Genomic DNA, 25,212 nt, shown 5'->3' on the forward strand with positions numbered 1-25,212 from the left:
CAGCGGGCCAGCGGGTCGTCGTTAATCCAGGCTCAACGAATGCTTCGCCTCAACATTAATCATCCGCCGCATCCCCGTCCTTGATCACAAACCGCGCCTTCAGCCGTGCAACTTCCGTTGCCAGGCCAGCGAGCGCAACGCTGCGAAGAACTTCTTCGAAATCCTTGTAAGCAGCCGGCGCTTCGTCCTTCGGATAGGAGCGGCAGTTAGTCAGGATGTCAGCGGCGTCGAACGATTGGTCGACGCTGGCCTGGTCGAGTTCGCGGATCGCGCGTTTGCGGCCGAGCATGCGCCCCGCGCCGTGGTTCACGCTATAGCAGCTCACGCTCGCGCCCGGATCGGCGACCATCACGCTGGATCCTGCCTGTGGGTTGCCCGGCAGCAGGATCGGGTGGCCGGTGTTTTCGTAGATCGAACCCTTGAGCGCGTGGTGGCCCGCTGGGAACGCACGGGTCGCTCCCTTGCGATGCACCCACGCTGGTTGGTTGTCGACGATCTCCCGCCGCGCGATGTTGTGGCTGATGAAGTAGACGAGTTCCCCCTTCACGCCCGGAAACACTTGCTGAAACGCCTCGAGCACGAGGACGTTGATCAGCAGGTGATTGAGCGTGGCGAAGTTGGCGCCGAGGGCCATGTCGTCGAGATACGCGTCGGCTTCGGGCGTGCCGAGCGGCGCGTAGACGAGTTCGCGGTCCTCGCCTGGCAGCGGAATATCCCACTGCGCAAACTTGTGCTGCAGCGCGCGAAACTGTCCCATGGCCAGGTTATGGCCGATGCCGCGCGAACCGCAGTGCGACAAAAACGCGACCTTACCATTCTGCAGACCGAACACATCGGCGGCAGCGCGAGCGCGGTCGTTGTCTTCAACGTGCACGACTTCGCACTCGCCGAAATGATTACCGCCGCCGTACGAGCCGAGCTGCTGCACCTTTTCGGTGAACTTGTTAAACGTGCTCACGCGCAGATGCTTTTCCAGGCGATCGCCGAGGGCATCGTGCGTTTCATCATGACCAACGTGTGCATGGTCTTCGCACCGCTGGGCCCAATGCGTAGGAATGCCGAGCTGCGTGCAAACCGCTGCCGAAGCACCTTCGCGCAGCAACTGCTTACCCGTTTCCACCTCGATCTTACGGCCGTTCTTCGCATGCCGCTGACCACGACCCGCACCCGTGGGAATGCGTTCGCAAACCGCATTGATCAGCGCACGCCGGACCGGCCGATCGACGATCGCTTCCGCGTCGAGATCGAGCTGCAGCAAGCTCATCGAGCACTTGATGTCGACGCCCACCGGCCCTGGATAAACGTGCGTCGGCGACACGAGCACGCAACCGACCGGTGCACCGTAGCCGCAATGGCCATCAGGATTGAGCACGAGCTCGCTCACCCCCGGCGCGAGCCGAGAGTTCACTGCCTGGCGGAGGCAGCCTTCATCGAAGGTGCCGCGAATGGCTTCGGTGCCGATGACCGTAATCGGCTTGGTCTTTCCGCCGGTGGGGAGAATGGCGGTGGCTTCGCCGGTGGGGATGATTTCGTGCATGGGTTGGTTCTTTGTTCTTTGTTCTTTGTTCGTAGTTCTTTGTATTTGCTCCCTCGCCCCGCTTCGGGGAGAGGGTTGGGGTGAGGGGTTGAAGCGGAATCAAATCTCGGCATGCAGTAAGGATTTCCAGCGTTTCAAGATCACCGCTGCATTTATCACCTAATGAAATCTAGTCGTCGCACAGTTCTGCCCCTCCCCCGGCCCTCTCCCCGAAGCGGGGAGAGGGAGTAGGCACAAGGGATCACGCGGAGACATCTGCCGGCACGACGAAAGGGATGAAACATTTCCGCGCTCTGCCGTTGAGCTACAGCCCCTGTTGTTGCTGCGAGCACGCAGGTTGATGCTGCATGCTTCGCAAGTGGAGCTGGCGGGAGTCGAACCCGCTGCCTCGTCTTCCTAAAAGATGTAGTTCCATCGGCATTCGTGCCGGCAGGTGTCTCCGAGTGTAGTGATTTAAAAAGCCGACGACAAAAATTGCCGAGAGTTCTCTGCAACGCGATTCATTGCTGAACCGCGCGGCAGGGCGGGATTCGAACCCGCTGAGGCACCATGTACTCCCAGGCGGCATTCGTCGGTGTTTCGAGTTGGTTCGTTGATTTTTGAAAAACAGCCAGGCCGACAAAGGTTTGTTGAGATCCATTTGGAAGATGTAGTCCCAACGGCATTCGGCCTGATTGTTTCTCTACTTGCCTGATTCTTGTTTGATCCAAGTCTTCTCACGGACCGGCCCCTCACCCTAACCCTCTCCCCGGAGTACCGAGGAGAGGGAACAGGATTTAGGAGGTCTCTCACTAGTGAGGGACTTTACAACTTCATCTTCTGGATCTCGCGCACCCAGTGGTCTTTGTTGCTACTGCCGTTGGCGACGTCGGCGAGCATTGTGAAGACCTGATCGCTAAAGCCGCCGACGTTGATGATGTCTGCTCGCTCCGGAGCCTGCGTCGTCGACGTCGGCTGCAGATCGATGCACACCATCTTCGCGTGCGGGTTCCGCTGCTTGAACTTCGCCCATTCTTGCAGCGTCGCGGTCGCGCTGCCGCCGAAGCGGCCGTGCGTACCCGAGTCGATCCACGATTCGTTGTCCGAAACATAGACGATCAGGTCGGCGCTGGCCTTGCGCTCGTTCAAGTGCTTCAGCGGAGCGCTGCAGTTCGTACCGCCGGCTGGCAACGACGTGAGCGCCTTGGCACTCGTCATTACCGAATCGCGCGGGTTGAGCCGCAGACGCACCACATCCGACTCGAACGGGATCACTTCCGCCCGCGGGTTTCGCCGCAGGATGGCCGCCGCCACGAGGGCAGCGACATCGATGCAGCGAACCTTGGACGTCGCACCTACACGCACGCCCGTTACCGGCGAGTGCATGCTACCGGAGACGTCCGGGCAAACCACGACGCGGCCCGGCACGTGCGGCACGTTGCTGATGGCGAGCTCCATCGCGTCTTGCAGCGCCTCACGGATTTCGTGCGGCACTGTTTCCGACGCATTCAGGAACGCGGCCAGCAACTGGTACGGAAACACGCGAGCCTCTTCGATCAGCCGCGGGTTGCGCAGCCGGTTCGCAATCAGCTCGACGAGCTTCTCGCACTTGAAGACCTCGTGCCGTTCGAACGTGTTGAGGTTCATCCGCGTCATTTGCCAGGGCGCATTGCGAGCGATCTGCTTCCAGTCGCCCGCGGCCAGCGGCAAGGACGTCAACATTTGGAAAGGAACGTTCGGCACGTTGCCCTTCCGCTGCTTCGGATGAGTCTTGAACACTTCGTACTCCTGTACGACCTCCGGCAATTCCGCATGGATGTATTTCCGGCCGAGCAGGTACGCAAACAGCGCGGCCCGCGACGTGGTCGCCGGCTTCGGGTGAACGAGCTTGATCACGTCGGCCAGCGACGGATCGTTGCCGACCGAACCCGCGAACAACTGCACGTCGCTGCGCGACTCGATCCATTGCTGGATCAGCCGCTTCGGCAACGTACCGAGGCTCTTGCGGCCCACGACACCCGACCGCATGATCTGCACGAAGTTGCGGAGCATCTTCGGCGAGTCGATCACGCGATCGAAAATCTCAGCCATCAAGCCTGGCCCCTTCACCGACAACACGGCCAGCAGCAGCGCCGGCATGTCCTTCATGAACCCCTTTTGCCGCGAGTAGAGCGCCACGCGAGCGATGAACTCCGGCGCCACTTTTTGGCAGAGCTTCAGAACGGCAGCGAGTTGCTCATCGCCCGTCGCATAGAACGTGCTGTTGAGGCAGCCCGTCACGGCGTACTGAGCGAGTGCTTGTTCAGCCGAGCGCGAATAGGCCAGGCCGCCGGCTTCATTGCGAGCATTTGCCGGCGGCAGCAAAGCACCCTTGATCGATTGAAACAGCGACTTGTTGGCCACGATTGATTCTCCCTATTCAGCGACTTGATTCGTTGATGCGGGGAGGTAAAGCACGGCCAGTGCCAGAGCGAACAAAGATTTCGAATAATCGCGCAAGATGCTCCTGACAATGCACTTATGCCAATCTGCAGTTTGCCATCTGCGATCTGCAATCAGCCATTCGCGATAACTTGCTATCGTCGTTTATAATTAATTCTATGAACCAACCCCGCCATCACGTCGTCATCGGTATCGTCGGCAGCAAGCTCGATGCGGGCTTGGGGGAGAAACGTTGGAACCACTGGCGGCCCAGCGTGGCGCTTTGCCAGTACGACGACCTGCTCGTTGAGCGCTTCGAGTTGCTGCATCACGCTCACGATCGCAAGTTGGCCGAGGTGCTGAAGGCCGATATCGAATCGGTCTCGCCAGAGACGACCGTGCGATTGCACGAACTACCGATTCGCGACCCGTGGGATTTCGAAGAGGTCTTCGGCGTGCTGTACCAGTTCGCTCGCAACACAAAGTTCAAGACCGACGACGAAGACTATTTGATCCACATCACCACTGGTTCGCATGTGCAGCAGATCTGTTTGTTCCTGCTCGCCGAGTCGCGGCACTTGCCGGGGAAGCTGCTGCAGACTTCGCCGCCGAATCCGCATCGCAAGGACGACGAGCCGTATTCGATCATCGATCTTGATCTGTCGCGCTACGATGCGCTCGCCACGCGTTTCGCGCAAGAGCATCAAGCTGGGCTGACGTTCTTGAAATCGGGTATCGAAACGCGCAATAAGGAATTCAATCAGCTCATCGAACGAATCGAACGCGTGGCCATCGCCACTACCGCGCCGCTGTTACTCACTGGCCCGACTGGCGCAGGCAAATCGCATCTCGCGCGGAAGATCTACGAACTCAAGCGCCAGCGCGAGCAAGTTCGCGGCGAATTTGTCGAGTGCAACTGCGCCACGCTCCGCGGCGATCAAGCCATGTCGGCCCTCTTCGGTCATGTGAAGGGCGCGTTCACCGGCGCGACAAATGCCCGCGGCGGTTTGCTGAAAGGAGCCGACGGCGGTGTGCTATTCTTGGATGAAATTGGCGAACTCGGTAGCGACGAGCAAGCGATGCTGCTGCGCGCCATTGAAGAAAAACGCTTCCTGCCGGTCGGCGCAGATAAAGAAACGTCGAGCGATTTTCAACTGCTCGCCGGCACCAACCGCGATCTGGCCGCTGCCGTCGCTGCGGGGCACTTTCGCGACGATTTGCTCGCGCGGATCAACCTCTGGACGTTTCGTCTCCCCGGCCTCGCGCAGCGCCGCGAAGACATCGAGCCGAATCTCGATTATGAACTGGAACGTTATGCTACTCGCACCGGCCAGAAGGTGACCATCAACAAAGAAGCCCGTCAACAATTTGTACGCTTCGCCGAATCCCCCGAGGCCATTTGGTCGGCTAACTTTCGCGACCTGAACGCTGCCGTCACGCGCATGGCAACGCTCGCCGCCAGCGGTCGCATCACCGTCGATGATGTCGCCGAAGAAACGACGCGGCTAAGATCCTCCTGGACTCAAAGCGCACCAACCGACGGCAGCGAAATCCTGTCGGCCATTCTCAGCGACGAACAGCTAGCGAACATCGATCTCTTCGACCGTGCGCAGCTAGCCACTGTCATCCGTATCTGCCGCGCGAGTGAGTCGCTATCGATCGCTGGCCGGCAGCTGTTTGCTGTCAGTCGTCTGGCGAAAGCACAGCCGAACGACGCCGATCGGCTGCGCAAATATCTCGCGCGGTTTGGGCTGACTTTCGAACAAATTCGCGAGTAACGAAAACTATTCCACAGCGATTTTTACATCGCAATTTGTCTTCAGCCAATCTTTCCACTTCACGACAAACTCGAGTTGCTTGTCAGGTTCGATCTTGCCGCCGATCATGGTGCCGGTCGAAGACACACCGAGCCCAAAAGAAGAAAAACCTCCGTCGCTTCCAGATGCCGTCATCCAAGGACCCTCGGAATACGAGTACGAGGCGACAATTCCGTTTTCCTTTCTTGGATCGTTCTCGCCGGTCAGCGAAAAAAGCAGCGAGAGCAGCCAAGCACGCTTTCCCGGTGACAGATCTTTCTTTTGCACCTCATCGATGAGCAGCGGCACTGCCGGCCTGCCAAAGCCGAGCAGCTTGCCAGCCGCTGAATTCGGTGAAATCAAGTCATGGGCCCAACGGCCATACTTTCCGGCAGCAATCTTGAGCGGAGCATCGCCATCGAGTTCGCCAACAAACTTACGCACCACAGCGGCATCGGCGGCTGAAACATTGATCTTGAACTTTTCGATGTTCAGTTCGATCGGCTTGGATTTGCACACGATCAAGCTGCCGATGTCTTCCATTCGCGCGAGGTCGCACTCGTTGTGAAACAAGATTTGCAACGTGTATTTGCCCGGCTTGGGCGTTTCGATAAAGTTGCGCACGACAATTTGCACGCCCCAAGTCTCCCCATACTCCAGCGGACCGGAAGTGGACAAGCCGCCGCCCGTAAAGCCGAATGACAGGATCGGTTTGACTTCGTTTCCTTTCTCATCTTTGACGATGACGCGCCAGCGCTCTGGCCGGCCCGTGCGATAGTCCCCGCCTCGTTGCAGAAAAGCGGGTTCTTTCTTCGCGTCCACGTTCTTCACGGCCACTTTGAACTCTGGGAGCCGATCGGCCGAAGTGGTGATGGCTGGCTTGTCGATATCGATGACGACTTCGAGCGGATCGGGCAAGCCTTCCGCGCGTCGCAATGCCGTCAACACTTCGATGTTCCGCCCAGCGTCGTCGCCAGCCTTCAAGCGTTCTCGCAATTCAGGCGTCGCCCACGGATATTGCAACGGCGCAACCTTGGCCAGCAATGGAATTGCCCACTTTTTGTCGCGCTTCAGCATCTCCGACAACACAAAATCGCCGGCTCCTTCGACGGGATAAACAGGCGGTTGCTTAACTGGATTCATGAGCCGGTTCTCGAGTTCCACGTCCGACATCTTCTGCAATTCGGCGCGCAACGCACTACGGCGCTTCAGCACTTCTTCATCCGCGCGACTCGCGGTTGCGAGCACCAGGCCGGCTAGAAAAGCAAGAAATGCCAAGCCAAGACGAAAATCAGACACAAACATCGCACGCTCCCTTTCCCGACAGGAATGAAAAGATCGTGAACCAACGTTTTCAAGCAGAGAAGTGCTGTGCATTCTAAAAAACAGTGATTGGCGGCGACATCTTTTTCTAATTCGCAGAATGTGATTCAAGTTATTCACCGCTAGCAGCCGGAGCGCGAGATCATCGCGGCAACCTACACCGGCAGGGAGCATCGGTAATAGAGAATTTGACGGCGTTTGCCGAAAGCATTCTGGTACGGAATGCGGCAGAGGGGCGGGAACTCTCCAGCGGCAAGACGCCGCGAATGCATTCCTACGTAGCAATCTACGCGGAAGCGCGACGAAGATGGATTTTCGACGCAGCGGACAGCTCGACGAGCGCCGCCGGCGCGTTCTCATGGATGAGAGTGCAGCGCCAGGCAGCGACAGCGAGAAAGCTCAGCCGACATCGGCCAAGGGCCCCGTTCGCGCCTACAACGAAAACGTCCTCAGCGATCGCCAGCGGCGGGTGAGCGAGCTCATTCCGATCCGCCCGTTCAAGGTCATCGCGACCATTCTGCTGCTGATCACCGCCGTCGCCGCCATCGAAGCCCTTTATATTTTCACGGCGCCCCTTGCCGGGCACACGAAGGGTGAGCATCCCTTTGCCGCGCTCGATCTGGCCGCCCGCGGCAACATCGGCGATTGGTTTTCGTCGTTGCTGTTTGCATCGGGCGCGATGGCCGTGATGGGGCTGCTGTCGATTCGTTCGCATCGCGTCGACGACTACAAAGGCCGCTATCGCGTGTGGTGGTGGATCGCCGCCGCCCTGCTGTGGGCCAGCGTCGATACGGCGACCGGCTTGCACGATGCACTTGGCCACGGCATTCAAATGCTGGCCGGCGACAAGATGCCCGGCGGCGCACGACTGATGTGGGTCGGCATGTATGGTCTGATTTTTGGCACGCTGGCCACGCGGGCCGCGTTTGAAATCTGGTCGTCGTCGCTGTCGATCGTCGGCTCTTCACTGGCCGCGTTGCTGTACTTTGCCTGCATCGCCTTTCAACTCGAAATGACACCGCCGCTCGGCGATGCCGTGCTGACCACCGTCGTGCGAAACAGCGTCGAGCTCCTCGCGCATGTGTCGCTCGTCAGCAGCGTGCTCCTGTACGCTCGCCACGTTCATCTCGATGCCCAAGGCCGGCTGATGATTTCGGCCGATGGCGCCGCCAATCCCAAGAAGAAGCCGAAGAGCAAGGCCAAGCTCGCCGTGGTTGCCGACGACGAAGAGAAGGTCGAAAAGAAAACGACCGCCAAGGATACGGCGAAGGACAAGGACAAGAAAGAGCCCGAAAAGAAAGAAGCGGCTGCCCCTGCTGCCCCCGCCAAGCCTGCTGCTGCTTCGGCTGCGGCGGGACTCAAGTTCGGTTCGTCGACTGCTCCTGCCGCCTCGGCCAGCATCGGCAAAGTAACGCCCGCTACGACGAACAAGCAAGCCGATGATGACGATGAAGACGAGGATGAGGACGAAGACGACAGCGTCTCGAAGTCCGATCGCAAGCGCCTGAAGAAAATGGCCCGCCGCGAAGCGCAGCAAGGACGACGGGCAGCGTAGTCGGCACTCTTTGATGCGACGGATCATTGGTCCGTTGCGCGCGTTACCTCTGTAACGATCGCAACGATTCCCCGTGTGAAACGGCAACAAATATCGCGTGCGAACCGAACGCGCAAGTTTTGTATGCCAGATTACAGGTGAGTCATTTTCATGAGCGATCGGAAGGGCTGCGCTTGCGCACCTCCCGGAAAGGAAGTCTCCACCCGTGCCCGCTGTGCTGAAGAAATCGAACGAACCGATTCCAGGCTACAAGCTGATGCAACGCATTGGCGCCGGCGGTTATGGCGAAGTTTGGACAGCCGAAGCTCCGGGCGGCTTGATCAAAGCGCTCAAGTTCGTCTACGGTCTGCTCGATGAAGATCGCGCCACGCGCGAAATGAAAGCCATCCAGCGCATCAAGGGTGTGCGACATCCGTTTCTTCTGTCGATCGAACGCATCGAAGTCGTCGACGGCCAACTGATCTTCGTCACCGAACTCGCCGACAACAGCCTCAAAGACCGCTTCGATCAATGCCGCAAGGAAGGCCGACCCGGCATTCCCCGCGACGAACTGTTGCAGCACTTGCGCGACACAGCCGACGCGCTCGACTACATGAGCGAGCACCACTCGCTGCAACACCTCGATGTGAAGCCCGAAAACCTGCTCCTCGTTGGTGGGCGCATCAAGGTGGCCGACTTCGGCCTCGTGAAAGATCTGCACGAGGGGAGCGCGTCGATGATGGGCGGCCTCACGCCGATCTACGCGCCGCCGGAAGTTTTTGAAGGACGGCCGACAAAGCACAGCGATCAATACAGCCTGGCCATCGTTTATCAAGAAATGCTCAGCGGCGTGTTGCCGTTCCCGGGCAAGACGGCTGCGCAACTTGCGGCGCAGCACTTAAACGCTCGCCCGCGGATGGCTGCTCTGCCCGAAGCCGATCAGCAAGTCATCGGTAAAAGCCTTTCGAAAAATCCGAGCGAGCGATATCCCAATTGCCGCGAGATGGTTGCCGCGCTGAACAAAGCCACGCAAGCCATCGTCGCCGCGCGCATGACGCAGAGTCGCAGCGACATCACCCACGAACTGGGTCGGCACATCACCCAAGGCGCGACGCAGGCCAACACTTCGCCACCAGCGCCAGTGCAACCCGCGCAGCCAGTGACCGAACAGCCGCTGCCGCCGATGTCGTATGCGACCGAAGCGGTGCGCACGCCCGATCAGATGCTGGCCAATCTCGACGAAGCGTCGCAAGCAGCCGATTCTCTGCAAGCCAGCCCGGCGCTTGCCTCGTCGACCGATAATCTGACCGTCAATCTGCAACAGATTCTGTGTGCCGCCGACACCGCGCCGCCGGAGTTCGACGTTCTCAATTGGTCGCCACAGCCCACGCTGATTGTCGGGCTCGGCGGACTCGGCGGCAAAGTCATCGGCCGACTGAAGCGAACCTTCGCCGAACAACCACTCGGCGCCGCGCTGCAATTGCTGGTGATCGATACCGATCGCCGCGAAGCCTCCGAAGCAAACATGGTCTCGTCCGGCACCAGCACTTGCCGCAACGGCGAATTCGTTCACGTGCCGCTCCGCAAGAGCTGCGACTATCGCGAAGACTCGCGTAAAATGCTTGAGTGGCTCGGCCGCCGCTGGCTCTATAACATTCCGCGCTCGCAACAAACCGAAGGGCTCCGACCCCTCGGCCGCTTGGCGCTCGTCGATCACAACGAAGTCATCTGGAACAGCTGCCGTAGCGCTCTGAAGAAGCTCGCTCAGCCGTTGCCGGGTAGCGATCAACCACAACAGCCACGGATCGTCGTGCTCAGCGCCTCGGGAGGCGGCACCGGCGGCGGCATGGTGCTCGACCTGGTCGTCGGTCTGCGTCAGTTGCTCGACGAGCTGAAACTGAAAGACACCAAAGCCAGCGACATCAGCGTGATCCTCGCCCACACGACGCCGCGCAACGCCGCCGGCTCGCAACTGGCGATGGCCAACACCTGTGCGCTCCTCGCCGAATGGCAACACCTGCTGCATCCCGGCGCGCAGTTTCCTGGCGATCCGGCCTGTGCTCTCAAGTCGCGCACGATCGATCAGCCGCCGCGGACCCGACTCATCGACATGGGTGAAGAGCTGTCGAACGAAGCCTTTGAACTGGCCTGCAGCCGCCTGGCCGATTTGATTGCGCTCGACGTTTCCACACCGGCCGATAGTTTCTTCCGCGCCAGCGAACAAGCATCGGCAGGCCGAATCACCGATCAAGAAGCGGTCGTGCTCCGCACGGCTGGCCTCGTTCGCGTCGGCTTTACGCAGGATGAATTGGCCACTCGCGCTGCTCGCCGGTTGTCGCATGAGTTGCTGGTGCGCTGGGTCGGTAAGCCAAAACCGCCCGAATCGCCGAAGACCTCCACGACGAATCGCGCGACGAGCATCCTGCCGGTTCGTCAGACGCAAGACAACACCGAATGCAAGATGAAAGATGCATTCCTCGAGCTGCAAGCGCAGAACCAGTTGCGCAGTTGGGGGCTCGACGCCGAAACGCTCATCAATCATTGGATCGAAGTCGCCGGCGCTCAGCTCGGTGCGAACACCGATCGCTTTTTCCTCGACCTCACGCAAGCAATTGCCAAGGAATCGGCCACCCTCTCGCCAGTGCCGCGCTGGTTGGCTGCGACGACCGAGATCTTCGGCGCACGAACCTCCGAAGCCACGGCGCCCGGTCAGGCCGCCACCGTGCCCGCCCTCGTGCAAGCCACCGAAGGCGCGCTCAAGGAACGCATCACCGCAACCGGCAAGGCTGTCCGCGAATGGCTGCTGCAATGGCTCGATGATCCGCAGCAACGACTATATGCTTCGCAGAAAGCGCTGTCGTGCTTGCAGGGGCAGTTCCGGGCCATGCTCGATCAGTTCCGCGAACTCCGTCGCCGTTTCGCGCAAGAAACCGGCTCGCTCGAGCAATACCTGGTTTCTTTGCCCAGCGATTGGAAGAAAGCCCGCGCGAACGTCAAGAAGTCGCAAGGCCCCGATCCAGACGTCGCCATTCAACAGTTCTGCCGGCTTCGGCTGCAAGATTTTGCCGTGATTCTCGCGGGCAAGTTCATCCAATCGTTGCAAAGCGTGCTCAGCGGCACGGGCGATCTGCTCGTCGATTTGAATCGCGAGTTGCAAGTCCTCGTCGGTCAGTACGACGACGGCGGCGAAGAGGATGCGGGCGCTGCTCCGGTGCTCTTCGGTCAGCTACGTAAACTCGTCAGCGAACAAGTCGAAGCCGGCACGGCAGCTCAAGCCGCGGTGCTCGATGAAGTTCTTACCAAACAGGTTCTGACTCCGTTTGGCGGTTTGCTCAGCGCGCTGACCGGCGGCGGCGACTATCGTCACAAGTTGCTCGAAACGCTCGAAGCCGAAAGCCGAAAAGTTATTTTGCGGCTCCTCGAAACGCTCGATATCGCCGCTGTGCTCGCCGAAGGCGCTGCGATCGATCCCCAACTGGCAGCCGACTGGAGAACACTCGTCGATCAGGCTCGCCCGCGCTGGCAAGGCGTGACGGCCGATCGCCGGCTGCTGTGCGTATTGCCCGAACGCTCGCAAGCGACTCGCGAGCCGCAACTGTGGAAGCAATGTCTGCAGGCGACTTCGTTCCAGCAAACTCCCGCGCTCATTGATGCGCCGGGAGCGGACTTGCTCCTCTGCTTCGACGTCGGCCCGCTCAGCGTGACCGACTTGCTTTCGCAACTGCTCAACGAATGCCCCGACCTGGGCGAAGCCGCCGGCCGATTGCACACCCGGGCCGACGTCTCGTGGCCCGAAATCGTGGCGAGCTAAGCAGACCAGTTCAACTACTCGGCCTGGCCCCACACGCGTGGCGCCTTGAAATTCTCTTCGGCTGGCGACGACTTCGGCGTCACGGCCTGAGCAGCGTGGGCGGCCAATTTGCTCTGCAGCTCTTTGACTTTCTCCGGCTGCGCGTCAGCGAGGTTCTTTGCCTCGCTCACATCGTGCGCCAGGTCAAACAGTTCGATCTTCTCTTCCTTCTTGGCACGGTGCACGACCAGTTTCCAATCGCCCACGCGAATGGCACCGGAATCGGGCGCGGTGTTGAGTACGAATTCTTTCCGCGTCGATTCGGCTTTTTCCGTTAGCACCGGCCAGATGTTGTGACCGTCAATCGGCAGCTTCTGTTCTGCTTTAGCGCCGGCCAGTTGCAGCAACGTGGGATACCAATCGGTCACGTGCAGCGGCGTTTCGACATCGCCGGCGGGAATGCGACCTTCCCAATGGGCAAACGCACACACGCGCACGCCACCTTCATAGACGGTCGCTTTGCCGGCTCGGAGTTTGCCATTGTCGGTCAATTTTTCAGGATTCGGCCCGCCGTTGTCGCTGCTGAAAATGATCAGCGTGTTCGAGAGTAGCTTCTCGTCGCGCAGCGCAGCCACCACGCGGCCCACGGCTTCGTCGACTGCCGTCACCATGCCGGCGTAGATCTTCCGCTCTCCCTTGTACTGGGTGTAAGGGGCCGAGTACTTTTCCGGCACCTGATGCGGCGCATGCACACCGTTGAACGGCACGTAGAGGAACAACGGCTTGTCCTTGTTCCGCTCTTTGATCAGACGCTCGGCTTCTTTGGCGAGCAGTTCGGTCGAATAACCTTCGTCCCGATTTTCTTTGTCATCGCGATGCCAATCGAAGCCGCCGTCGCGAACATGCGTGAAGTAATCGAGTGCGCCGTTGTAATGGCCATACTGATGATCAAACCCGCGGCGCGTCGGCAGATAATCCGGCTGAAAGTGCCCCAAGTGCCATTTGCCGACGATCGCCGTTTCATAACCTGCATCATGCAAGGCCGCGGGCAACACACGCTCTTCCAACGGCAAACCATATTGCGCCCATGGCCTCACAACGCCCGTTTGAAAACCATAGCGAAACGGATAACGCCCCGTGAGCAGCGCGGCCCGCGTCGGCGAACAAACCGGTTGCACATAAAACTGGTTGAGTCGCGCACCTTTCGCGGCCAAGCCGTCCAGGTTCGGCGTCTTGATATCGCTGCCGCGCCAACCGACATCGTGCGATCCCAGATCGTCGGCAAGCAGAATCACAATGTTCGGCCGCGCGTCGGCAGCCTCGACCGTAGGGCCGGCGGCGAACAGACAGATCACCAAACACAGCCCAGAGATGTAGGTTCGCAATGAATATCCTTTCAAATGAGTTGCTGAGTACAAATTTTTAGTACCGCCGGTCGTTGCCATAGAACGGCGCACTAAAGTCGCTGGTGAAGTCATTCGCTTCCGCATAGAAGTCGTCATCACCAGTGCCGCCGGAGAGTTGGTCTGGGGCATTGTCGCTGCCCGCGAGGAGCGCGCCGAGCAGGTTGGGCGTGTGGAAGCTCGACCAGTTGTTCAGCAGCGAAAGCAACGCGTTGTCGGCTGCGTCGCTGATCGAGGTGCTGCTGCCGATGGTGAGCTCGCGATCCACGAGTACATCGCTGCCGTCTTGGCCGTTCAGCGAATCGGCGCCAGCGCCGCCGATCAGCAGGTCGTTGCCGGTGCCGCCGTTGAGTGTGTCGCTCCCCGCGCCACCGGAGATCACATCGTCGCCGTCGCTGCCGTAAAGTTGATCGAGTCCTTCGCCGCCATAGATGCGATCGTTGCCGCTGCCGGCGTCGATCACATCGTCTCCCGCGCCGCCATAGACATAGTCGTCGCCGTCGCCGGGAAAGAGTTGGTCGTTACCGCCGCCGCCAAACAGCAGGTCAAGACCGCCGAGCGAGCTCAGGACGTCGTCGCCGCCGATCGGCGAATCCTGTTCGTTGAGATTGTCGCCCCACACCACGTTGTTGCCGCCGCTGGCATTGACCCGGTCATTGCCGAGGCCGCCGATGATCGTGTCGTTCTGCACGCCGCTCGAGATGTAATCATCTCCCGCGCCGCCATCGATCGTCGTTGGCGTCAGCACGCCGGCGACCACGATGTAATCGTTCGAATCGGCGCCGTTGATAACAAGCTGATTCGTCACCGCGAAATCACCAAAACCGAATTGCGTGCGTACGCGCACCGTCGTCGCCGTCAGGTTCGACACGATGAGCTGATCGGGACTCGGCGTGCCGACAACGATCAAATCGCCGCCGCTCTGCGTGATCGTTGGTGCTGCTCCTTGCACCACGATCCGCACTGTCGCCGTATCGCTGCTGATTCCATCGGTCACGCGGAACTGAAACAGGTCGAGGCCCGATGCGCCGGGAGTCGGCGTGTAAGTGAACGCGCCGGTTGTTGCGTTAAATGCCGTCAGCGTGCCAAGCACCGGCGGCGTGATGATCGAATAAGTCAGCGTCGGGCTGTCAACATCGGTCGCCGACAACACACCACTGATCGGCGTGCCGGCGACAGTCGAGCGGGTCGCATCGTTGGCATCCGGCGGTGCGTTGTAAGGAACAACAATCACGCTGAACTGCGTCGTTACCACACCATCGTCACTCGTGAGGAACGAACCATCAGGCCCGGCGTCACGCACCGTCACCGTGATCGTCGCCGCGCTGGTCTGAGTCGCCGATGCGAGCGTCAGCGTGCCGGTGGCATTCGGCGAGGTGTAACCGATCGTCGGATTGGCCACGATCGACGGATTGTTGCTCGTCGCCGTCACTTGCAAGGCTTGCGTTTCGCCAAGACCTGCCGTGATGCCGCTGAGCTGCACGATCGGCCCGGCGACGCCGACCATTTGTGTGACATTGGCGATTGAGTTGATCGTCGGCAGCGCGTTCAGCGGAGTCGGCAGAATCGTGATTGTGAACGTCTGCGATGCGCTGGCATCAACGCCGCCGTTCGCCACACCGCCGTTATCTTGCGCGAAAACTGTGACCGTCGTAGTGCCACTCGCGCCGGTTTGCGGCGTGAACGTCAACGTGCCATTCGCAGTAATCGCCGGTTGCACGGCGAAGAGCGACGTGTTGTTGTTGGAAACGTTGAACGTCACCGTTTGGCCGTTTTCATTGGCAGGACCGGCCAAAATCGCCGTAGCCCAAGCAGCAAACGTTTGCGCCGGTTCGCTGAGATGCACGCTGATGTCGGCCCCCTTGGTGAATGACGGCGCGTCGTTGACGGCCACGATGTTGAAGCCAACGGTCGCGCTGCCGGTCGAAAGCGGCGCGGCAGCGCCGTTCGTCGTGCCGTTGTCCTGCGCGATGTAGCTGAAGGAAGCAGCGCCGTTGAAGTTTGCCGTTGGCGTAAAGATCACATTCGTGCCGCTGATCGTTACTGTGCCGCCCGCGATCGCAGTCACACTGGTGACCGTCAGCGTCTGTGCGCTTTCGTTCGTTGGGCCGGTTGAGTCGTTGGCGAGAAGCGCGCTGAACGGAATCGTCCGCACGCCGCTGTCTTCGTTCACGCTTGTAAGCGAATCGTTGTTCGCCGTCGGCGCATCGTTCACTTCGGTGATATTCAGCGTGAAGGTATCAACCGAGTTCAAGCCAGCGCCGTCGGTCACGGTGAGCGTGATCGTCACACTGCCGTTGATGTTCGCAGCCGGCGTGATCGAAACGGTTCGACCACCACCGCCGGTGTTCGCGACAATGATCGCGGCATCGGGAATGATGGCTTGATTCGAAGAACTGCCGACAACCGAGAGCGAAGCCGCAGCCGTTTCGAGATCACCCACCGTGAACGCCACCGGCACGAGGTTGCCGTCTTCGGCAATCGTTTGGTTCGGCACATCGCTGATCGTCGGCGCTGTGTTGGCTGCGACGTTGACGGTAAACGTATCGCTAGTCGTCGTCGTGCCATCGCTTACCGTCACTGTGATGATGGCCGAACCGGTCTGGCCAGCGGCAGGAATGACGTTGATCGTCCGGCTCGCGCCGCTGCCGCCGAGCACCAGATTCGCCGCATTATTCGGCACAAGTGTCGCGTTGTTGCTCGTGGCAGTGACGATCAAGCTCGCCGCCGCCGTTTCGACATCGCCGATCGTAAAGCTCAGCGCGCCGGTGCTGCTGTTCACGCCGATGTTCTGATTCACGATGTCGCTGATCGTCGGATCGTCATTCACGGGCGTGATGGTGAACGATACATTCCCCGTCGCCGTCAGCGGCGGCAAACCGCTGTCTTGCACGACATAGGTGAACGACGCCGGACCGTTGTAGTTGAGCGTTGGCGTGAAAAGAACATTCGTGCCGCTGATCGCCACCGTGCCGCCCAACGGCGAACTCACGCTGATGATCGTCAACGTCTGCGTGCTTTCGCCAGGCCCAGCCGAATCGTTGCCCGTCAGCGCACTGAACGCGATCGTCCGCACGCCGCTGTCTTCGGCAATGTTCGACAGCACGTCCGCCGTCGCCGTTGGTGGATCGTTGATATCGGCAATCGTGAACGTAACGGTTCCCGTGCCGGACTGTGGCGATGAAATCCCACCGCTCAAACCATTGTCGGTGATCGTGTATTGAAACGACGCCGTGCCACTAAAGCCCGCAGCTGGCGTGAACGTGATCGTCGTTCCCGCGAGCGAAACGGTGCCGCCCACCGGCGAACCAACCGACGTGATCGCAAACGTCTGCCCGCTCTCGTTCGGCGCACCAGCGTTGTCATTCGCGAGCAACGTGGCGGCTGCAATCGTAAAGGCCGGGCCGTTTTCGGTGGCTAATACACCGAGCGAATCCGCCGTAGCGACCGGCGCATCATTCACATCGACAAGGGTGATGTTGAATGAATCGGTGTCCGTCAGCGTGCCATCGCTGGTGACGATCGTCACCGTCGTCGCGCCATCGCTTGGAGTATTCCGATTCAGCGCCGGTGTGAACTGCAACGTGGCCAGCGCGAGATTGATCTGTACCTGCGGCCCAGCGATCGTGATCGAATTGCTGCCCCCACCGCTGATCGTCGCCGTGCCGCCACCGTTCGTCGCCGCAAACGTACCAACGCCAACCGGCACCGAAATAATCGTCGAAATCGGCGAAGCCCCGGCATCGCCATCGCTCACACTAATCGCATTCCCGCCGACAAAACTCACGACCACATCCTCGGTCGAAAGAATCGGCCCCACCGGCGCACTATTCACCGGCGCCTGCGGCCCACCGGCAGTCACCGCCACGGTCTGCGTCGTCGTCGCGGTCAATCCACCATTCTGCGCGATGGCCACATTGAGCACGCGATTCCCCGCCGCCGCACTGGTCGCAAACGTCACCTGCCGCAGCAACGCCTGCACCCCCGCACTCAGCACTGGATTCGCCGAGCCATTGGCATTAAACGTGACCACCAGGCTTGTGTTATTCAAACCACTCCCTGCGCCACTCGTCGGATAGGTGCCAATCTGCGTTCCATTGAAAGTCACAACCCCCGCGCCAGCGACGATGCCATTCCCATCGATCAGCCCCAGGTTGTCTCCAGCCAATCCGCCGGACGCGTAGGTGATCCTCAAGGATCCACCAGCCAGATTCGAAGCGTCGTTAAACGTTGCAGCGTTAGCAAAGCTCGTCGCCGCAGCCCCCGAAGAATAATTCGTCGTTCCACCTAAACCACCGATGGCGGTGATCCCTTCATCGGGCGTGGCGACGATGCCGCGATAGGCTTGCCGCGATGGCGCGGTGGCGAGCGCGCTCGAGATAGTCGCCGCCGGTGCGGCGTTGTAGCCCGACGTGTCGACGATCGATACAAAGTTGGCTCCGCCGCGCGTCGAATATAGCGTGACAGTGTTGCCGCTGACCAAACCGGTGAGGCCGCGATAGTTGTTCGAGCCCACGCCGATCGAGCCGTTCAGCACCCAGGTCGTGCCATCGAACGAATACTTGAAGACGCCCCCCGTCGTATCGGAATCATCGGCGAGGTAGAGCGTGTCGAGGCCCGCGACGCTCGCGTTCAAATCGGCAAAGAAATATCCGCTGGGAGCAAACACGGCAGTGCCGTCGCCCACCGCCACACCGGGCAATGCCACTGGCGCCGAAACCGTAGTGGTTGGCAAGTTCGCTCCGACCGTTGCCAGGCGGCTGTTGTTGGTGGACGTATTGTTCGACGTCGACGCATACAGCTGACCGTTGAAAATATTCAGCTGACGAATCTGCACGCCGGCGACAAGCGAGATCGGCGTGGCTGCGAGCGACGACAGATACCGCACGCCCCCTTCACCGCCGTACCAGATCTGATTGCCGTCGGTCGAAACCACGGTGCGAATCGCCGCTCCCGACATATTGCTGACCGAAACCGTGCTGTTGACCGCGCAAGCTTGATCGACGCGAGCGATGCCACGATTCACGCCAGTGCTCGCGGCCAGTCCTGTCGAACCGCCGAGCGTCGTGTTGTAACCCGTCAACAGCAGGTAGCGGCCATCGACGGAACGCGTCAGATATCCTTCCGCCGCTTGCGAGCCGGCGGCGATGATCGGTTGATTCGCGCCATCCACGACCGTTGGCATGGCGATCGATTGCACCAGCACACCCGCCGTCGTGTATTCGTCGATGATGATCGAACTGCCGTTGTTGGTCAGCGCAGCCGTGCCATCGCCGACGCGATAGATGGCGAGATTGCCTGGCGTAAACGGCATCGGCGTGGCGAGCGTGATCGAGAAGGTATCGGTGTCGGCCAGTGGCGTGCCTGTGATCGGCGCGCCAGTCGCATCGGTCGCCGAGCCGCCGCTGTCGTTCGTGACGACGGTCACTGTGGTCACGCCGTTCGCGGCAGTGTTGCGGTGCAGCGTGGGAGAATAGTAGAGCGACGTCAGGGCAACATTGACCTTGGCCCGCATGCCAGTAAAGGTGATCGATGTGGTGCCGCTGCCAGTCACCGTGACTGTCGATTCGCCGCCGTTGGTCGCACCGAGTGTGCCCACGCCCGCAGGAATCGACACCGTAACGCTGATCGAGGCTGCGCCAGAATCATCGGCGATGCGAATCGCATTGCTGCCGTTCAGCAGCACCGGCACATCCTGAAAACCAGCAACCGTTGTCGGCACGGTGTTGACCGGGGCTGCATTCGCGCGATTGGCGGGGGCTGCGGTGGGAACAAACGAGACGCCGCGAAAACCAACGTTCGTTGCCGCCGTCATCAGCACCGTGATTGGTGAAGCCGACGGATTGCCAGTGAAACCGCTGGTGTCGACGATCGATACAAGTTCGCCGCCGCCGGCAGCGCCATTGATCACCTTCCGCGTCGCATACAGCGTGACGGCGGTTCCCACGACTTGGGCTGTGAGACCGCTGTACGAGTTCGCACCGGCGTCGATCTTGCCGGCCAGTGTCCAGTTGGCGCCTTGATTGGCCGACGAGTATTTCAAAATCGATCCGCCTGCTGCCGTGGTATCGACGAGATAGAGCAAGTCGGGGCCGGGCAACGCATCGGTGCTCGCGAAGAAAAAGCCGCTCGTAGCGGCGCCGGTGTTGATCGTTCCCGGCAAGTTGGTGAGACTCGCGGTTCCTTCGATCGGCACGCCGGTTCCCACCGTGGCAAAGCGACTGCCGGCGGCGACATACAGTTGGCCGTTGAAAATCCGCAGTTCCTTGCCGTCGACCGTATTCGCCGTGACCAGCGTCGATGTGGTGTTGCCGATTGTCGCGTAACGAATACCGCCAGTCCCCGCCGAATCGGCGCTCACCCAGAAATCGGTGCCATCGGTCGAGTAAACCGATTTCGGACTCGAACCGCTGCCGTAATCGGTGAGCGCGGTCGAGGTATCGATCGAGCCGTCGAAGCCCACGCGGCCAACGACGCGCGGCACGGTCGCCGAAGTGGTGCTTTGCAGCGCACCCGAAGCCGGCAGTGTCGTGGCATAACCGGTCAGCATCAGATAGCGGCCGTCCTGGCTCAGCGTGAGATGTCCTTCTTCCGACTGCCGCCCTTGCGCGACGAGCGGTTTGTTCGAACCGCTCGCGGTCGTCGGCATGGCGATGGTTTGCACCACGGTGCCGGTCGGCGTCACCTCATCGAGAAACACCGCATTGCCGGTATTCGGCATTGCCGGGCCACCCGCCGTACCCACGCGATAGATCACCAGGTTCCCCGGTGTGAACGCCGCCATCAGCGAACGATCTTCCAGCGATTCCAAAAACAAGCGGCGGCTGCGGCGAAGCCGATTTGAGACCAGACGGACCGTGGGCGATGTGGGTTTCATGTGTGTGGTGGGCAGCGCATCCTTGCGTGCGGTCGGCAGGGGCGTCTGCCTCCGGGAGAGCGGTGGGCAGTTGCAGGGCGGAAAACTTCGTCCGGTCTTCGGATCGAGTCGGGTGGTGATCCCGTGGCCGCTGCGAATTGCGATTGCTATGCCAAGAGTAGGGAATATGCCGCCAAACGGGGATTTCCCGAAAAAGGCCCTGAAAACGGGCCTTTGAGCCAGAGCACCGTCGCTGTGACTCAAGCTGTCAGCAGGTCGGCGAATTGAGCCCAGCAAAAATCATGGAATTGCCCGTGAGCCGTCACGGCTGTCGCCCAGCAAAACCATCAAGCAATGATTCGACCGCCGAGGCTAGCATCCTCGCTACCTTCGACAGACATTTGATCGACGACCTTGATCACGCCGGCTACGTGCTTCGTGGCGGAGTAAATCATTTGTCGCTGGTAGTACGTTGGCACGTTGCCGGAAAGGGTGACCGCGCCTTGCTTCACTTCGATCTTCACGCGCCCGCCAAACGTCAGTTGGCGGTTTTGCAAGTGCAGCGCGACGCGCTCTTGCAGGAGTCGTGAGGCGCTATCGATGGAATAAATCGGCAGAGTGATCATGGTTGCCCATCACGGCTTGAGGTTGACAGATGCGACCCAAGCCGTAATTGCAAAGCCTATGCCGCGTTTAGATGCCGCCGCCACCATCGAACACATCGCTACGCACCTTCGCCTGAGTAATGTTGCTTCCCGGCGGCACGCTTTGCGTCAGCCAGACATTGCCGCCGATGCTCGAGCCGCGGCCGATGGTGATCCGGCCCAGAATCGTCGCACCCGCATACACCACCACATCGTCTTCCACGATCGGATGCCGCGGCGCGCCCTTGATGAGAATGCCCTGTTCATCTTTCGGAAAGCGTTTGGCGCCGAGCGTCACGGCTTGATACAGCCGAACTCGCTGGCCGATGATCGCCGTCTCGCCGATCACCACGCCCGTGCCGTGATCGATGAAAAAGCTCCCTTGAATCTGCGCGCCGGGATGAATATCGATGCCGGTCACCGAATGAGAAATCTCGGCGATCATCCGCGCAACGAGTGGTGCACCGAGCACAAATAAATTGTGGGCCAGGCGATGATTGCAAATCGCCGTGATGCCTGGATAGCAAACGAGGACTTCATCTTCGCTGCGAGCCGCGGGATCTCCTTCGTAGGCCGCCCGCAGATCGCTTTCGAGCAACTTGCGCACGGCAGGCAGCCGCGCGGCAAATTCGCGAGTGATCTGACTCGCCCGGCTCCGCTGATCGGCGTGTAAACCCTCGAGGGCAGCCGCATATTGCAGCTCGAGCAGCACCTGATCGAACAAATCACGCAGCGTCAGATCGAGCGTATGCGCGACAAAATAATCGACCCCTTCGCCGGTCAGATCGGAACGGCCCAAACGATTGGGAAACAGCGTGATGCTTAGGCCGTCGATGATTTCGATGAGTGCTTTGCGCGACGGCATCTTGGTTTGTTCTTCGGTCCGCTGCCGCGAAGCCAGCGAGTCGTTGCGCAGCTTGCCGAGCTCGGCGACCACGCCGCTGATGTTCCAATTAGCCTCGCGGGGCCGTCGTTGAATTTCTTCCGTCGCGCTCGTCATGGGCATCGCACTTTGCAAACAAGAGAAGGAACGAATGCTGCCAGAACACAAAAAAAGCCAGCAGGCCGCGAGCGCGACGTGCTGGCTTCCGGTCTTCCGGTCAGCGATTGAATTACTGGCAAACTAGCCGCGAATTTCCTTCTCTGTCAAGCCGTCGTCGTTCGCCCCGCTCGCTCTCGGCGCGCGAGCGCGGCATATTGTTGGCCGCGGCAGCCTGTTGTTGTCATCTCCATTCCGGATTCAACCATGCCCGGCTCCAGTGATCTCGCCCGGCCTTTTTCGCGTCGTCACGTGCTCGCCGCGCTCGCCACCCTCGGTGTGGGAACGGCTGCCTTTCAGCGCGCTCTCGCTGCCCAGGCCGAGCAAGCGGGCCGCGTCACGCCAGAGCTGATCGATCAAGCCGCCTGGATTGCGGGAATTCAAATCAGCGAAGACGACCGCCAGGCCGTGGCCGACGCAGTGCAACGCGATCAACGCAAATTCGCCGCGATCCGCAAAGTCGAACTAAAGAACAGCGTGCCGCCAGCTCTCTCGTTTTTTGCCGCGCCGCCCCCAGCAACCACGACGACCATCGATCGCCAGGCAATCCAACCGCTGCCGAGCAAAGCTGCCATCGAACGTCCCGATAACGACGATGACCTTGCCTTCCTGCCGGTCACAAAACTGGCCGCGCTGCTCAAGGCGAAGAAGATCACTTCCACCGAACTGACGAAACTCTATCTCGCGCGGTTGAAGAAATACGACGCACAGCTGAAATGCGTGGTCACGCTCACCGAAGAGCTCGCGCTAAAGCAAGCCGCCCAAGCCGATGAAGAAATTGCGGCTGGCAAGTATCGCGGACCGTTGCACGGCATGCCGTGGGGTGCGAAGGACATCATCGCTGTGCCTGGTTACAAAACGACCTGGGGAGCGGGGCACTATCAAGAGCAAGCGTTCGACGCGCCGGCCACCGTCGTTCGTCGTTTGGACGAAGCCGGCGCAGTACTCGTCGCCAAGTTGACCGTCGGCTCGCTCGCGCTCGGCGATGAGTGGTTCGGCGGCATGACGCGCAATCCGTGGAACACCGACGAGGGCTCCAGCGGTTCTTCGGCGGGTTCCACTGCTGCCGTCGTCGCCGGCCTCGTCGGCTTCGCCCTCGGCAGCGAAACGCTGGGTAGCATCATCTCTCCTTGTCGTCGCTGCAGCGCTTCCGGATTGCGGCCGACGTTCGGCCGCGTCAGTCGCGCGGGCTGCATGACGCTGTCATGGAGCATGGACAAGATCGGCCCGATCGCGCGCTCGATCGAAGATTGCGCGCTCATCTTCGGCGCCATTCACGGCAGCGATCCGCAAGACATCACCGCCGTCGATCGCCCGTTCGCCTGGCCTGCCGCGACCGACATCAAGTCGCTCAAGGTCGGTTACTTCGCAGCCGACGATCGACCGGCCGGTGAGAAGCGAGCGGTTGATCCGCTGAAGGAGCTCGGCGTGACGCTAGTGCCGATGCAGTTGCCGAGAAAATATCCGGTCGGGCCGCTCACGTTGATTCTCAACACCGAAGCAGCAGCCGCCTTTGACGATCTGACGCGCGATGGCGTGCGCGAGGGTATCGGCCATTGGGGCACAACCTTTCGTCAGGGACAATTTGTTCCTGCGGTCGAATACCTGCGGGCCTGCCGAGTACGGACGCTCGTGATGCAAGAGATGGCCCAAGCGATGGAAGGTGTTGACGCTTACGTCGGCGGCGATGATCTCACGCTGACGAATTTCACCGGCCATCCAACCGTGATCATTCCCGACGGCGAGCGTGAGGATAGCAAAAGTGGTCAGCCAGACACGATCACGTTCACTGGCACACTCTTTGGCGAATCAAAATTGCTCGCTCTCGCGCACGCGTATCAGCAAACTACAGCCGCTCATTGGAAGCGACCGAAACTGTAGGCGAGTCACTCCGTGACTCGCAACACTTGTTTGGCTCGAAAAAGTCACGAGCTTCACTCGCTGCTGTAACTCGCTGTTGCAACCAGAGGAGCGGACAGCGGCACTGCTCTACATCGCTTGCCAAATGGCTGTTGCGAGTCACGGAGTGACTCGCCTACGGTCAGCGCTTCTTCGGCTCGGCTTCTTCTTTCTTTTCCACCGTACCGCCCGTTAGTTCGGCCGGCGCGAACTTCCCCCATTCCGATTTCAGCAGATCGCTGAGCGAGAAGTTCAGCTTGTCCTGCTTCTTGGCAATTTGTTTGTTCAATGCGCTGACGAGCTTCGGCCGCCGATCGGCAATTTCTTTTTCTAAGACACCGCGAGTTTCATCGCTCAGCGATTTCACCAGCGGGCCATCGAACTTCCCGACGCGGTGAAGTTCGAATTCGGCGATTCTGGCATCAGCCGTCGTCACGACGGGAACGAGTGCGACATCGGGCGGGAACTTGGTCGGATTGAGTTTCAGGGTAATCTCGACGGTTCCCGTCAGCTTCACTTTGGCATCGGCTTCGGCGCTGAGGCTGACGAGCTGCACGCCATGTTCCCACTGCGACATACGACCGAAGAGCTTCACTTTCGAAACCGCGGCCAGCTGCACGCGCACTTTGTTGCCGGCGAGTTGCTCGATCCGCTCGACGCGAACGGCGAAGTGCTTCTCCGGTTTGATCGGCGTCACGCGATAGCTGGTCCAAGTGCCGTCGTTCACATCTTTCCAACGGCGTCGCGTTTCCAGCTTCAAGCCGTCGGCTTCGAGGTCCCAACCGGCGAAGACCTTTTTTGTGTGTCCCCAGTTACTTTTCTTTTCGTAGTCCTCGGGGAGTTGGTCGCGCACGAGATCGGTGACCCAGGCCTGAAAACTCTCGGACGGCGTGAAGCCGAGCTCGGTATCTTCCGCGGAGACGTTTGCCGCAAGCGAAAGCAGAACCAACGAGGCGCAGCAGGCCCAACTGGCGGTCAGGGGAAATCTCAT

General features: G+C 60.3%; 12 protein-coding genes. 4 read left to right on the plus strand and 8 right to left on the minus strand.

Annotated elements, in window-relative coordinates; all coding sequences use genetic code 11:
- Positions 1 to 55: 55 nt before the first annotated feature.
- Together M9Q49_RS26605 and M9Q49_RS26610 are read right to left on the minus strand one after the other, a co-directional pair.
- A complete protein-coding gene (locus tag M9Q49_RS26605) occupies positions 56 to 1,537 on the minus strand; it encodes an RtcB family protein (protein WP_254512330.1) in 1,482 nt (493 codons plus the stop codon).
- A gap of 804 nt (positions 1,538 to 2,341) precedes the next feature.
- The gene (locus tag M9Q49_RS26610) at positions 2,342 to 3,919 is read right to left on the minus strand and encodes an RNA-binding protein (RefSeq protein WP_254512331.1); all 1,578 of its coding nucleotides are present in this window, start codon (positions 3,917 to 3,919) and stop codon (positions 2,342 to 2,344) included.
- A gap of 197 nt (positions 3,920 to 4,116) precedes the next feature.
- Between M9Q49_RS26610 and rtcR the strand changes: the two genes are divergently transcribed.
- On the plus strand, positions 4,117 to 5,715 hold the full coding sequence (gene rtcR, locus M9Q49_RS26615) for an RNA repair transcriptional activator RtcR (protein WP_254512332.1): 1,599 nt from the start codon (positions 4,117 to 4,119) through the stop codon (positions 5,713 to 5,715).
- A gap of 6 nt (positions 5,716 to 5,721) precedes the next feature.
- Here rtcR and M9Q49_RS26620 read toward each other — a convergent pair whose 3' ends face one another.
- A complete protein-coding gene (locus M9Q49_RS26620) occupies positions 5,722 to 7,038 on the minus strand; it encodes a hypothetical protein (protein WP_254512333.1) in 1,317 nt (438 codons plus the stop codon).
- Positions 7,039 to 7,363: 325 nt separating this feature from the next.
- Here M9Q49_RS26620 and M9Q49_RS26625 point away from each other — a divergent pair, with 325 nt between their 5' ends.
- Together M9Q49_RS26625 and M9Q49_RS26630 are read left to right on the plus strand one after the other, a co-directional pair.
- Positions 7,364 to 8,611, plus strand: a complete 1,248-nt coding sequence (locus tag M9Q49_RS26625) for a hypothetical protein (protein ID WP_254512334.1) — start codon at positions 7,364 to 7,366, stop codon at positions 8,609 to 8,611.
- Between the two features lie 205 nt (positions 8,612 to 8,816).
- On the plus strand, positions 8,817 to 12,401 hold the full coding sequence (locus tag M9Q49_RS26630) for a protein kinase domain-containing protein (RefSeq protein WP_254512335.1): 3,585 nt from the start codon (positions 8,817 to 8,819) through the stop codon (positions 12,399 to 12,401).
- Positions 12,402 to 12,415: 14 nt separating this feature from the next.
- On the opposite strand, the gene M9Q49_RS26635 is transcribed toward M9Q49_RS26630, so the two are convergent.
- From M9Q49_RS26635 to epsC, 4 genes are all read right to left on the minus strand, one after another.
- On the minus strand, positions 12,416 to 13,765 hold the full coding sequence (locus M9Q49_RS26635; RefSeq protein WP_254512336.1) for an arylsulfatase B: 1,350 nt from the start codon (positions 13,763 to 13,765) through the stop codon (positions 12,416 to 12,418).
- Positions 13,766 to 13,802: 37 nt separating this feature from the next.
- Positions 13,803 to 20,660 (minus strand): tandem-95 repeat protein, encoded by a 6,858-nt coding sequence (locus tag M9Q49_RS26640; protein ID WP_254512337.1) that lies wholly within the window; start codon positions 20,658 to 20,660, stop codon positions 13,803 to 13,805.
- Positions 20,661 to 20,986: 326 nt separating this feature from the next.
- Positions 20,987 to 21,265, minus strand: a complete 279-nt coding sequence (locus M9Q49_RS26645; RefSeq protein ID WP_254512338.1) for a BON domain-containing protein — start codon at positions 21,263 to 21,265, stop codon at positions 20,987 to 20,989.
- 67 nt (positions 21,266 to 21,332) lie between these two features.
- Entirely contained in the window at positions 21,333 to 22,283 is a 951-nt protein-coding gene (epsC, locus tag M9Q49_RS26650; protein ID WP_254512339.1) for a serine O-acetyltransferase EpsC, read from the minus strand.
- Positions 22,284 to 22,529: 246 nt separating this feature from the next.
- Here epsC and M9Q49_RS26655 point away from each other — a divergent pair, with 246 nt between their 5' ends.
- Positions 22,530 to 24,203 carry an amidase gene (locus M9Q49_RS26655; RefSeq protein ID WP_254512340.1) on the plus strand — a complete coding sequence of 558 codons (1,674 nt, stop codon included), beginning with the start codon at positions 22,530 to 22,532 and terminating at the stop codon, positions 24,201 to 24,203.
- A 160-nt stretch (positions 24,204 to 24,363) separates the two neighbouring features.
- Here M9Q49_RS26655 and M9Q49_RS26660 read toward each other — a convergent pair whose 3' ends face one another.
- Positions 24,364 to 25,212, minus strand: coding sequence for a hypothetical protein (locus M9Q49_RS26660; protein ID WP_254512341.1), 849 nt, complete (start codon positions 25,210 to 25,212; stop codon positions 24,364 to 24,366).

The sequence above is a fragment of the Anatilimnocola floriformis genome, from assembly GCF_024256385.1.
GTDB lineage: Bacteria > Planctomycetota > Planctomycetia > Pirellulales > Pirellulaceae > Anatilimnocola > Anatilimnocola floriformis.